Below are 9,401 nucleotides of genomic sequence, written 5' to 3'. Positions count from 1 at the left end.
ATCCTTATCTCCTTTTCGGCAAAAGCTGACGGCGATGTCGGTTTCTGCCCACCCCAAACGTCCTTGGGTGAACAGACAGGGAGAACTTCATGACTCGCAGCAAGGTGGTTTCGCGTGAAAACTGGTTTGAGGCGCACAAGGCGCATCTGGCGCGCGAGAAGGAATTGACACGGTTGCGTGAGCGCATCGCCGCCGAGCGGCGTGAACTGCCCTGGATGAAAATCCGCAAGGACTATGTCTTCGAGACCGAGCAGGGTCCGAAGAACCTGGCCGGACTGTTCGGCGCCAACAGCCAACTGATCGTCTACCACTTCATGATGACGCCAGGATCGAACCACCGCTGCGAAGGCTGCTCCTTCCTTGCCGACCATATAGACGGCGCCGATCAGCATCTCAGGCACCACGACGTGTCGCTGGTGGTGGTTGCGCGCGCGCCGCTGGCGGAACTGCTGCCTTACAAGCAGCGTATGGGCTGGAAATTCGACTGGGTGTCGTCCTATGCCTCCGATTTCAACTTCGACATGCAGGTCTCCTTCACCGACAAGCAGATCGCGGCCGGCGACACCACCTACAATTTCGAGACGCGTCCGCGCACGTCAAAGGACCTTCCCGGCACCAGTGTTTTCTACAAGGACGAGAACGGCGACATATTCCTTACCTTTATGTCGCGCGCCCGCGGCGGCGAGGCCCAGATCGGCACTTACGACTATCTCGACATGACACCGAAGGGCCGCGGCGAAAATGGCCCTTATCATAGCCTGATGGACTGGGTGCGGCTGCATGACGAATATCAGGACAAGCAGGCGGACAAGCCGAACTGCTGCGACTAGAAGCTCGTTCACCTCAGGCGAAACTTGCGCTAAGGCTGCCGCTGATCTCTAAACGGTATCGCCATGCGCTTCCCGGCCCTTCTTACCTGGCTCGCCTACCCCGTTTATGTCTGGCAGGGCCTCGGCGTGCGCCGCCGCACCACCCGCATGCTGCCGGCACAAGGGCCGGTCATGCACGAAATATCGGGCAAGGCGCCGGCCATCTCGCTGCTGGTGCTGGGCGATTCCTCGGCCGCTTCCGTCGGCATCGGCAATTCCGAGAACGGGCTTGCCGCGCAGCTTGCAATGCTGGTCGCAAAACGAACCGGCCTTGCCGTGCGCTGGCGCGCCGCCGGATTCAACTCGGCAACGTCGGGCCAGATCCGGGACCATGTGCTGCCCAATCTGTCGGCCGATCGGTGGACGCATATAGTGCTGGCCATCGGCACCAACGACACCAAGAATTTCCACTCGGTGCCGCGCTTCAAGAAAGAGTTCGGCGGCCTGCTTTACGCGCTGCGTGCCAAATGGCCGGAGGCCCGCGTCGTCTGGTCGCCGGTGCTGGAATTCACCCGCGCGCCGGCCATGCCGCCGCTGCTCGGCAAGATACTCGAAATCCGCGCTACCGCAATGAACCGCATGGGCGAGCGCCTCTGTTTCGAGCGCGGCGCCGTGCCGGCGCCACGGCTGCCGATCACCAACCCTGAGGCCGGCTTTGCCTCCGATGGCTTTCATGCCTCGGAAGCCGGTTACCGCGCCTGGGCCGAACATCTGGTCGGATGGGTGCTCGCCGATTGACCTGAGGGGGCACAAGCTCGGACTGGTGGGCTTCAGAGAACTGACACGAGTATTTCCAAATACTGTTGATTGCAGTCTGCTTCCAATGGATCTGAGCCAGAATATCATCCAGCAGCAATGGATGAGCTACGGCCTGGATTCCGAAACCGGCAACGACACCTGCACGCTGACCGGCAACCGCGCCGAATCGAGCAAGCATGTCATTCCGGCCGGTCCGGCCAACGCCACGCCCTCTATTGCGGCGAACCTGCCGAAATTCGTGACGACGCGCGGTGGCGATTATTTCTTCGTGCCCAGCCTCAACGCCATCCGGATGATTGCCGTGGGAACGGTGGACCCGACCTGACCCTCAAGGCTATGTCCAGTGCCCCAGCGCACCCGCCAGCGCGATGGCCGCCATGGCGAGCAGGGCCAGCTTCCAGAAATCGCCGCGCCGCTTCAGGCCCGGCCAGCCGAGCGGCTTGATCAGCTGAATGGCCATGATGCCGATGATGACGAGCGCGAGGAGTTTCGACATGCCCGCCTTTGAGCAGCATCGCGACAGGCTGTCAAAGCGGTTCTTGCATGGTCTCGGTCGACTTGGCCATTCCTGACAAAAGGCTCGTTTCCGAACCGACCGCGAAGCACCTCGCAGCTTTCTTCAACGAGCTGACATGCTCCTGACAGACTGCTGTCAGGAGGGGTATGCGATAGTGTCTCCATCAGAGAAGAGGAGATGGTCATGAACAGCTTTGGTATTTTGAACAGCGTACAGCACTATGTCGGCAAGATCCGCACGATGCGCAATGAAGTCCGTACCCAGCGCTTCCTGAACTCCTTGCCGGCGGACATCCGCAAGGACATTGGCTGGCCGGATATGTATGAGGGTCACAGCCGCATTCGCGAGATCTGAGGCGTTTTACATGACAATGCTTGGATGCGAACCCCGCAACGCCCGGATCATTGACATGGCCCCCCCGGGCGGCGACCCCTCGGGCTGGCGCAAAAACTTTGGCGCCTGCTACGGACAATGCTGAAGGCTCCTGACAGAATGCTGTCAGGAGCACCATGCCATAAACGTGTCAGGAGACATGAATGGTGAAAAGCTGGAACGACAGGCTGAACACGCCGGGCGTCAACGGCGTGAAGCCGACGCCACGCACAATGGGCGACGTCGTCGAGGGCCAGCCGATGCTGGTGCCGACGCCCCGTCAGGTCGATGATTTCATCCGCACGATCCCCAACGGCGTCGAGATGGATGTACGCGCCTTGCGCACCGCGCTCGCCATCGAGCATGGGGCGCAAGTGACATGTCCGGTCACCATCGGCTATCATCTGCGCACCGTCGCCGAAGCCGCCAATGAGGATCTCGAACGCGGCATGACGCTGAACGATACCACGCCGTACTGGCGTGTGCTCGACGTGAACACGCCGACAACGAAGAAATTGTCCTTCGGCGCGGAATTCGTCGCCGTGCAGCGCAAGCGCGAAGGACTTAAACCATAATGCGTGTCGCCCAAAAGTGCGCAGCGGTTTTTGGGAGAACGACAAGCATAAAACAGGAGATGGATGTCACCCGGAACCGGTTTCGGGACCGTGACATTCATAGAAAAGCAGCCGAGGGACCATACGATGCGACGTGCCGACAGGCTCTTTCAGATCGTGCAGCACCTGCGTGGCGGCCGGCTGGTCACCGCCCAGAAGCTCGGCACATGGCTCGAGGTTTCCGAGCGGACCATCTACCGCGACATCGCCGATTTGCAGTCGACCGGAGTGCCGATCGACGGCGAGGCCGGCGTCGGCTACATGATGAGGGAGGGTTTCGACCTTCCGCCGCTGATGTTCACGCGTGACGAAATCGTCGCGCTGGTCGCCGGCGCCCGCATGGTGCGGGCCTTTGGCGGTGCGGCCATGGCGCGTGCGGCCGACGAGGCGCTGGTCAAGATCGGCGCCGTGCTGCCGGACGCCGAGAAGGACCGCATCGCCCGCACCGAGATCCACACGCCGATGTGGGTGGTGAGCGACGCCGCGCGTGAGGCGATCGACGTGATCGAGCGCGCTGTCGAGAAGCGACAGGTGCTGACCATCGACTACCGCGACGAGGCCGGCCGCGGCACCGGGCGTGACATCCGTCCGCTCGGTCTGTGGTTCTGGGGCAAGGTATGGACGCTGGTTGCCTGGTGCGAGATGCGCGACGATTTCCGCGCCTTCCGCATCGACCGCATCGCCTCGGTGGTCATCGCCGGCCGCATCTTCAAGCCTGAGCGCGGCAAGCAGCTTGCCGACTTCTACCGCGCCGTCGAACGCTCGGAGGACTATGGCATGACGCCGGACCGGGCGGCGCGCAGCTGAGACTTCGATAATCAATGAAAAAGCCCGCTCGAAGCGGGCTTTTTTGATGAACTGTCGCAAACCTTACTCGTCGTCCGCATCTTCCTTCTTGGACTTGAGCGCCGAGAGCTTGGCGAACACGGCGTTTGCGTCGAGCTCGGCATCCTCGTCCTTCGGCTTCTCCGGCGCCGGCACCAGGCGCTCGGTCACGGCAGCCGGCAGCAGCGTGTCGCCGACAGGCTGCGCCTGCTCGCGGCCGCGCGAGGCGCGGTTGACTTCCATGTCGAGGTCGATCTGCGAAGCGAGACCCAGCGTCACCGGGTCCATCGGCTGCAGATTGGCCGAATTCCAGTGCTTGCGCTCGCGGATCTGTTCGATCGTCGACTTGGTCGTGCCGACCAGGCGCGAAATCTGCGCGTCCTTCAATTCCGGATGGTTGCGGACCAGCCACAGAATGGCGTTGGGCCGGTCCTGGCGCTTCGACAACGGCGTGTAGCGGGGACCCTTGCGCTTGGATTCCGGCACCCGCACCTTGGGGTCGGACAGTTTCAGGCGCTGGTTCGGATCCTTCTCGGCGCGCGCGATCTCGTCGCGGGTCAGCTGTCCGGTCATGATCGGATCCATGCCCTTGATGCCCTGCGCCGATTCGCCGTCGGCGATCGCCTTGACCTCGAGCGGATGCAACCCGCAGAACTGCGCGATCTGCTCGAAGGAAAGCGCGGTGTTGTCGACCAGCCAGACGGCGGTCGCCTTGGGCATCAGCAGCGTATTGGCCATTTCAAAAATCCTTCTCGTTCGCCCGCGTTCCCGCGCGGGCGGTGGTTTAGAGCCACCAAAATGGGAAATTCGCGGCCTGTATAACCGCTCCGCTGCCGTTTCGCAATGTTTTTGGCGCAGGGCGCAGCCGTCGGACACCGGACAGCGGGGGAGGCCAGGAGGACCTCGGCTCCGGCGATCATTGATGCCGAGTTGTACAGGGGGTCCAAGACGACAAAACCCGCCGGACAGGGTCCAGCGGGCTCGGAACCGGCGACGGGATACCGTCTGCGGCGGCTCTTGCTTCTGCCGCGTGGTCAGGCCTCATCGGCCGACCAGGCTTCGAATTAGATGGCCTTGCGGGCAATCCTCTCGATGTCGCCGCGGCTGATGCCGAGGTCGCTGAGCTGACGGGCGTTGAGCTTGTTCAGCTCGCGCACGGTTTCGTTGTACATACGCCAGTTACGGAAAGCGCGGATCGGGTTCATGGTGTCCTCCAGTTGTTGGATCAAATCGTTTCGATGACGCTTAGATAGGCAGTGCTGCCCACGAATTGAACAGACGTCTTTGCATAGCCGCAATGCAAATGCTGCATTGCAGCATTAAGCTTGTGTTCATCTTGCCGACAGGCTGAGCGCGGAGCATGGCGCGAGGTTCAGGTCAGGCCGAGCAGAGAATGGCGGCTCCCGAGAACCGGAGCGGAGCGTACTTCAGTACGAAGCACCGGCCTACGCCGGCCGTAGCCTTAACTGCCGCAACGCCGCATGAGGGCTTCGGCCGGCGAAGGCCCGAAGCGCAGGGAGCCGCCATTCGCAGGCCGGCCTCACCTAAATCTCGCCCCATCTAGCCGACGTCGAGAACGATCTTGCCTATATGCTCGCCCTCTTCCATGCGCTCATGCGCCCGCCAGGCGTCGGTCAGCGGGAAGATCATGTCCATCACCGGCGCTACCTTCCGGGTGCCGAGCAGCGGCCACACCTGTGCTTCCAGTGCGGCGGCGAGCGCCGCCTTGAACTCGACCGTGCGAGGCCGCAGCGTCGAGCCGGTGTGGGTCAGCCGCTTGACCATGATTTTCGAGAAATCGGCGCTCGCCACCGCGCCGGCCTGGACGGCGATCTGGACGATCCTGCCCTCGACCGCGGCGGCCTCGTAGTTGCGCGCGATATAGTCGCCGCCGACCATGTCGAGAATGACGTCGGCCCCGTTGCCGCCGGTCGCATCCTTGACCGCCGCGACGAAATCCTCCTCGCGGTAGTTGATCGCCCGGTCGGCGCCGAGCTTCAGGCAGGCGTCGCATTTCTCCTTCGAGCCGGCGGTGGTGACGACATAGGCGCCGAAGGCCGACGCCAGCTGGATCGCCGTGGTGCCGATGCCCGATGAGCCGCCATGGACCAGCAGCGTCTCACCCTTTTTCAGGCCGCCGCGCTCGAACACATTGTGCCAGACGGTGAAATAGTTTTCCGGAACCGCGGCCGCCTCCGTGTGGGTGAAGCCGGCGGGCAGCGGCAGCACGCTGCCGGCATGAACCTTGACATATTCGGCATAACCGCCCCCCGGCGTCAGCGCGCAGACCCGGTCGCCGATGCGCCAGCGCGATATGTCGTCGCCAAGGGCGGCCACTTCGCCCGATGCCTCGAGACCGGGCAGGTCGGAAGCGCCGGGCGGCGCCGGATAGGCGCCCTTGCGCTGCTGCACGTCGGGGCGGTTGACGCCGGCCGCACGCACCCGGATCAGGATTTCGCCGGGACCAGGCACCGGCACGTCGCGCGTTTCCGGTTTCAGCACCCGCGGCCCGCCCGGTTGCGAGATTGCGATGGCCGTCATCGTGGCTGGAATTTTATGTCCGCTCGCCATGAAATTTCCCGTCTCGGTCCGCCGGTCTGTCGCCGGCTGCCAGCTTCTTGCCGGCTGTTTGCATCTGCGCCCCTGCCCTATGTATGCTGATTGCCGGATCAGGCAAATGGCCAAATCAGCCCAATACTGAATAGGGAGGAGCGACGATGGCGATCTTCGACGACGAACCCAAAAAGAAAGCCCGCCCGCATGAGATCGGACAGGATCTGTCGCTGCTTTCGGTCGGTGACCTTACCGAATGGATCAGCATCCTGCGCGAGGAGATTGCCCGGCTCGAAGCCGAGCTCCAGACCAAGGGCAGCACCAAATCGGCGGCCGAAGCCCTGTTTCGCCGCGGCTAGTTTTCGCGTTAGTTTCGGCGTTGAGCATCCGCCGCCGAAAAGCCCGAATGCGCCTGTCTTCAGACCCCGCCACCGAATCTCCAGACGGATCAAACAATGTTTGCAAGCTACAGGCCGATCCTCTCGCTGCTTCGCGGCACCGCTTTCCTGCTTGCGGCTTCGGGATTGCACGGCCTGTTGTTGCCGTTGCGCGGCCAGATCGAAGGGTTTTCGACCGCATCGCTCGGTCTGATGGGCACGGCCTGGGCCGGTGGCTTCGTCACCGGCTGCTTCTTCGCACCGCGCCTGGTGCGCCGCGCCGGCCACGTCCGGGCGTTCGGCGCCTTTGCCGCTTCGGGCGCCATCGTGGCGTTGCTTACCGGCCTGATCATCGACGAATATGTCTGGATCCTGCTGCGCGCCTTCACCGGCTTCACCATGGCCGGAGCCTTCATGGTCATCGAAAGCTGGCTGAACGAGAAGGCCACCAACGAGAACCGCGGCACCGTCTTCGGCCTCTACATGATGGTCACCTATGCCTCGATCATGGGCGGCCAGATGATCGTTGCGGGCGGCGACGTCAGATCGGCGTCGCTGTTCATGATCACCGGCATATTGTTCTGCCTGTCGCTGATCCCGACCGCGGTGTCGTCGGCTTCGTCTCCCAAGCCTTTGCAGGACGTCAAGCTCGATGTCAAAGGTCTCTACGCCAACTCGCCGGTGTCGGCGATCGCCTGCCTGTTGGTCGGCATCGCCAATGGCGCCTGGGGCACGCTTGGCGCCGTCTACGGCGCCCGTATCGGCATCTCCACCGCCCAGATCGCACTGATGATGAGCCTTGTCGTTATTGCCGGCGCGGCCATGCAGCTTCCGGCCGGACGCCTCTCCGACAAGACCGACCGCCGTTTCGTGCTGGCGGGCGCGGCTTTCGGCGCCGCACTGTTCGCCATCCTGATCTTCCTGTTCGAACCGCGTTCCGCCGTCCTCGTCATTGTCTTCGCCGCCGCCTACGGCGCCTTTGCCTACACGCTCTATTCGATCGCCGTGGCGCATGCCAACGACCACGCCCGATCGGAGGATTTCGTCAAGGTCTCGGGCGGCCTGCTGCTTCTGTATGGCTTCGGAACCATGATCGGGCCCTTGCTGGCTGCCGCCCTGATGGGCTGGCTCCGCCCCGAAGGCCTGTTCCTGGCCACCGCGCTGGCGCATCTCAGCCTCGCCGCCTACACGCTGCTGCGCATCAGCCGCCGCGCGCCGGTGCCGATCGAAGACCGCGATGCCTTCAAGACCCAGCCGGCCGATCGCTCGGTCACCCCTGAAGCACTGCGGCTCAGAAAAGCGGAAGCCGACGGTTGAGATTTGAAAAGCTTTGCCCCACAAGTATAGGCATGATCTTTTCTGACGCCTTCATGGCGATTGCCGACCCCAACCGGCGCTATCTTCTGGAAGAGCTCCGGCGTGGCCCGAAAACCGTCAACGAGCTGGCTTCGGGCCTTCCAGTCTCCCGCCCGGCCGTGTCCCAGCATTTGAAAGTGCTGCTGGACGCCGGTCTGGTTCAGGCCAGGGCCGAGGGCACGAGGCGGGTCTATACAGTCAGCAGTGCCGGCTTCCTCAAGCTCAATATTTGGCTTGATCAGTTCTGGGAAGCATAGGCCGAGATTCCAGCTCGCCTCCCTGGCTTTCAAGTGTCCGTTGCCAGCGCCTTGCCCAGCGCATCGAGCAGGAATCCGGTACCATGCTCGCGCGATGACGGTGTGTCGTGCCCATCGAGAAACGCGCCCTGCTCGGTGAGCACCAGACGCGTGCCCGTGCCTTCCGGGCGAAGCTCAATTGTCGCCAGCGAAACCGAGATTCTGACATCACCGAACAGCATGTCGTAGCTGTAGACGATGCGCTGGTTGGGCACGATGTCCTGATAGGTGGCGGTATAGGTGTGGATCGGCCCGTCCTTCGGCCCGCCGGCATTGACCTCCTGGCCGCCGACGCGAAAATCCATTTCGTGCCTGTGGGTCATCGGGTTGTCGGGGTCGGCGAACCAGCGCCGCTTGGCGGCCGGATCGCTGAGCGCGAAATAGACTTTCGCCGGTGCAACTGTATAGAGGCGCTCGAGGACGAAGGTGGAGTGGACGACGGATCGTTCGGCCATGGTCAGGTCCTCTTGGTCAGCTTGATGGTTTCTGCGCGACGAAGACGCCGTCGCGATAGGACGCGCCGAAATAGACTTCGACGGCGCGCAACCTGTCGTCATGGAACAGATGCAGTTCGGTGTTGCGGAAGGTCTTTCCGTCCGCCGTCTCGCAGCGATAGAGGACAAAGGCGGCGTCCTCGTCCTCGCATATCCGCTCGATGACGATCGAGCTGAAGGCCGGGCTGTCCGGCCAGCAGCGCTCGAAATAGGTCGCACGGTTGATGGCGTCGTCATAGGGGCTGGTGAAGGTGAAATCGTCGGCGAGCACCGCCGCGACGGCAGCCTTGTTATTCGCCTGGTAGGCGGAAAAATAGCCGCGGATCAACTCCGCTCTGCTTTTGCCGGGCATGGTCATTTCTCCTCTGC

Annotated in this window: 15 protein-coding genes; 9 read left to right on the top strand and 6 right to left on the bottom strand. The window is 62.8% G+C overall.

Annotated features, from left to right (window positions below):
* Positions 1-89: 89 nt before the first annotated feature.
* The 3 genes from NKJ57_RS15780 to NKJ57_RS15770 all read left to right on the top strand — a co-directional run bounded on the left by NKJ57_RS15780 (position 90) and on the right by NKJ57_RS15770 (position 1,953).
* A complete protein-coding gene (locus NKJ57_RS15780) occupies positions 90-830 on the top strand; it encodes a DUF899 domain-containing protein (RefSeq protein WP_352511903.1) in 741 nt (246 codons plus the stop codon).
* Between the two features lie 63 nt (positions 831-893).
* Positions 894-1,607, top strand: coding sequence for an SGNH/GDSL hydrolase family protein (locus NKJ57_RS15775; RefSeq protein WP_023706280.1), 714 nt, complete (start codon positions 894-896; stop codon positions 1,605-1,607).
* A gap of 85 nt (positions 1,608-1,692) precedes the next feature.
* Entirely contained in the window at positions 1,693-1,953 is a 261-nt protein-coding gene (locus NKJ57_RS15770; protein WP_352573725.1) for a hypothetical protein, read from the top strand.
* A gap of 9 nt (positions 1,954-1,962) precedes the next feature.
* Here the strand turns inward: NKJ57_RS15770 and NKJ57_RS15765 are convergent, their stop codons facing one another.
* Complete coding sequence (locus NKJ57_RS15765; protein WP_352511906.1) at positions 1,963-2,124, bottom strand: hypothetical protein; 162 nt, start codon at positions 2,122-2,124, stop codon at positions 1,963-1,965.
* Positions 2,125-2,328: 204 nt separating this feature from the next.
* On the opposite strand from NKJ57_RS15765, the gene NKJ57_RS15760 reads away from it, so the two are divergent.
* The 3 genes from NKJ57_RS15760 (at position 2,329) to NKJ57_RS15750 (ending at position 3,938) form a co-directional block, all read left to right on the top strand.
* Positions 2,329-2,499 (top strand): hypothetical protein, encoded by a 171-nt coding sequence (locus tag NKJ57_RS15760; protein WP_023670139.1) that lies wholly within the window; start codon positions 2,329-2,331, stop codon positions 2,497-2,499.
* Between the two features lie 182 nt (positions 2,500-2,681).
* Entirely contained in the window at positions 2,682-3,092 is a 411-nt protein-coding gene (locus NKJ57_RS15755; protein WP_352511908.1) for a hypothetical protein, read from the top strand.
* Between the two features lie 126 nt (positions 3,093-3,218).
* Positions 3,219-3,938 carry a helix-turn-helix transcriptional regulator gene (locus NKJ57_RS15750; protein WP_023683994.1) on the top strand — a complete coding sequence of 240 codons (720 nt, stop codon included), beginning with the start codon at positions 3,219-3,221 and terminating at the stop codon, positions 3,936-3,938.
* A gap of 63 nt (positions 3,939-4,001) precedes the next feature.
* Here NKJ57_RS15750 and NKJ57_RS15745 read toward each other — a convergent pair whose 3' ends face one another.
* The 3 genes from NKJ57_RS15745 to NKJ57_RS15735 all read right to left on the bottom strand — a co-directional run bounded on the left by NKJ57_RS15745 (position 4,002) and on the right by NKJ57_RS15735 (position 6,527).
* Positions 4,002-4,694 carry a DUF1013 domain-containing protein gene (locus NKJ57_RS15745; RefSeq protein ID WP_023670142.1) on the bottom strand — a complete coding sequence of 231 codons (693 nt, stop codon included), beginning with the start codon at positions 4,692-4,694 and terminating at the stop codon, positions 4,002-4,004.
* 326 nt (positions 4,695-5,020) lie between these two features.
* Positions 5,021-5,161 carry a DUF1127 domain-containing protein gene (locus tag NKJ57_RS15740; RefSeq protein WP_023670143.1) on the bottom strand — a complete coding sequence of 47 codons (141 nt, stop codon included), beginning with the start codon at positions 5,159-5,161 and terminating at the stop codon, positions 5,021-5,023.
* Positions 5,162-5,516: 355 nt separating this feature from the next.
* Positions 5,517-6,527 carry an NAD(P)H-quinone oxidoreductase gene (locus tag NKJ57_RS15735; RefSeq protein WP_031244805.1) on the bottom strand — a complete coding sequence of 337 codons (1,011 nt, stop codon included), beginning with the start codon at positions 6,525-6,527 and terminating at the stop codon, positions 5,517-5,519.
* Between the two features lie 146 nt (positions 6,528-6,673).
* Here NKJ57_RS15735 and NKJ57_RS15730 point away from each other — a divergent pair, with 146 nt between their 5' ends.
* The 3 genes from NKJ57_RS15730 (at position 6,674) to NKJ57_RS15720 (ending at position 8,499) form a co-directional block, all read left to right on the top strand.
* Positions 6,674-6,868 carry a DUF1192 domain-containing protein gene (locus tag NKJ57_RS15730; protein ID WP_352511910.1) on the top strand — a complete coding sequence of 65 codons (195 nt, stop codon included), beginning with the start codon at positions 6,674-6,676 and terminating at the stop codon, positions 6,866-6,868.
* Between the two features lie 96 nt (positions 6,869-6,964).
* Positions 6,965-8,203, top strand: a complete 1,239-nt coding sequence (locus tag NKJ57_RS15725) for an MFS transporter (protein WP_023670146.1) — start codon at positions 6,965-6,967, stop codon at positions 8,201-8,203.
* 32 nt (positions 8,204-8,235) lie between these two features.
* Positions 8,236-8,499 carry an ArsR/SmtB family transcription factor gene (locus tag NKJ57_RS15720; RefSeq protein ID WP_023690079.1) on the top strand — a complete coding sequence of 88 codons (264 nt, stop codon included), beginning with the start codon at positions 8,236-8,238 and terminating at the stop codon, positions 8,497-8,499.
* Positions 8,500-8,528: 29 nt separating this feature from the next.
* Here NKJ57_RS15720 and NKJ57_RS15715 read toward each other — a convergent pair whose 3' ends face one another.
* Both NKJ57_RS15715 and NKJ57_RS15710 read right to left on the bottom strand, forming a co-directional pair.
* A complete protein-coding gene (locus NKJ57_RS15715) occupies positions 8,529-8,993 on the bottom strand; it encodes an SRPBCC family protein (protein ID WP_352511913.1) in 465 nt (154 codons plus the stop codon).
* Between the two features lie 16 nt (positions 8,994-9,009).
* Positions 9,010-9,384 (bottom strand): nuclear transport factor 2 family protein, encoded by a 375-nt coding sequence (locus NKJ57_RS15710; RefSeq protein ID WP_032894652.1) that lies wholly within the window; start codon positions 9,382-9,384, stop codon positions 9,010-9,012.
* Positions 9,385-9,401 lie beyond the last annotated feature (17 nt).

The organism is Mesorhizobium sp. M0077, assembly GCF_040322955.1.
Classification (GTDB): Bacteria; Pseudomonadota; Alphaproteobacteria; order Rhizobiales; family Rhizobiaceae; genus Mesorhizobium.
This window is presented reverse-complemented; position numbering and strand designations above follow the sequence as displayed.

What these genes read in the sequence shown, in the direction of transcription:
- NKJ57_RS15725 (WP_023670146.1), top strand. Translation starts at nt 6,965, where the DNA reads ATGTTTGCAAGCTACAGGCCGATCCTCTCGCTGCTTCGCGGCACCGCT.
- NKJ57_RS15755 (WP_352511908.1), top strand. Translation starts at nt 2,682, where the DNA reads ATGGTGAAAAGCTGGAACGACAGGCTGAACACGCCGGGCGTCAACGGC.
- NKJ57_RS15740 (WP_023670143.1), bottom strand. Translation starts at nt 5,161, where the DNA reads ATGAACCCGATCCGCGCTTTCCGTAACTGGCGTATGTACAACGAAACC.
- NKJ57_RS15745 (WP_023670142.1), bottom strand. Translation starts at nt 4,694, where the DNA reads ATGGCCAATACGCTGCTGATGCCCAAGGCGACCGCCGTCTGGCTGGTC.
- NKJ57_RS15720 (WP_023690079.1), top strand. Translation starts at nt 8,236, where the DNA reads ATGATCTTTTCTGACGCCTTCATGGCGATTGCCGACCCCAACCGGCGC.
- NKJ57_RS15760 (WP_023670139.1), top strand. Translation starts at nt 2,329, where the DNA reads ATGAACAGCTTTGGTATTTTGAACAGCGTACAGCACTATGTCGGCAAG.
- NKJ57_RS15775 (WP_023706280.1), top strand. Translation starts at nt 894, where the DNA reads ATGCGCTTCCCGGCCCTTCTTACCTGGCTCGCCTACCCCGTTTATGTC.
- NKJ57_RS15715 (WP_352511913.1), bottom strand. Translation starts at nt 8,993, where the DNA reads ATGGCCGAACGATCCGTCGTCCACTCCACCTTCGTCCTCGAGCGCCTC.
- NKJ57_RS15780 (WP_352511903.1), top strand. Translation starts at nt 90, where the DNA reads ATGACTCGCAGCAAGGTGGTTTCGCGTGAAAACTGGTTTGAGGCGCAC.
- NKJ57_RS15750 (WP_023683994.1), top strand. Translation starts at nt 3,219, where the DNA reads ATGCGACGTGCCGACAGGCTCTTTCAGATCGTGCAGCACCTGCGTGGC.
- NKJ57_RS15770 (WP_352573725.1), top strand. Translation starts at nt 1,693, where the DNA reads ATGGATCTGAGCCAGAATATCATCCAGCAGCAATGGATGAGCTACGGC.
- NKJ57_RS15765 (WP_352511906.1), bottom strand. Translation starts at nt 2,124, where the DNA reads ATGTCGAAACTCCTCGCGCTCGTCATCATCGGCATCATGGCCATTCAG.
- NKJ57_RS15730 (WP_352511910.1), top strand. Translation starts at nt 6,674, where the DNA reads ATGGCGATCTTCGACGACGAACCCAAAAAGAAAGCCCGCCCGCATGAG.
- NKJ57_RS15710 (WP_032894652.1), bottom strand. Translation starts at nt 9,384, where the DNA reads ATGCCCGGCAAAAGCAGAGCGGAGTTGATCCGCGGCTATTTTTCCGCC.
- NKJ57_RS15735 (WP_031244805.1), bottom strand. Translation starts at nt 6,527, where the DNA reads ATGGCGAGCGGACATAAAATTCCAGCCACGATGACGGCCATCGCAATC.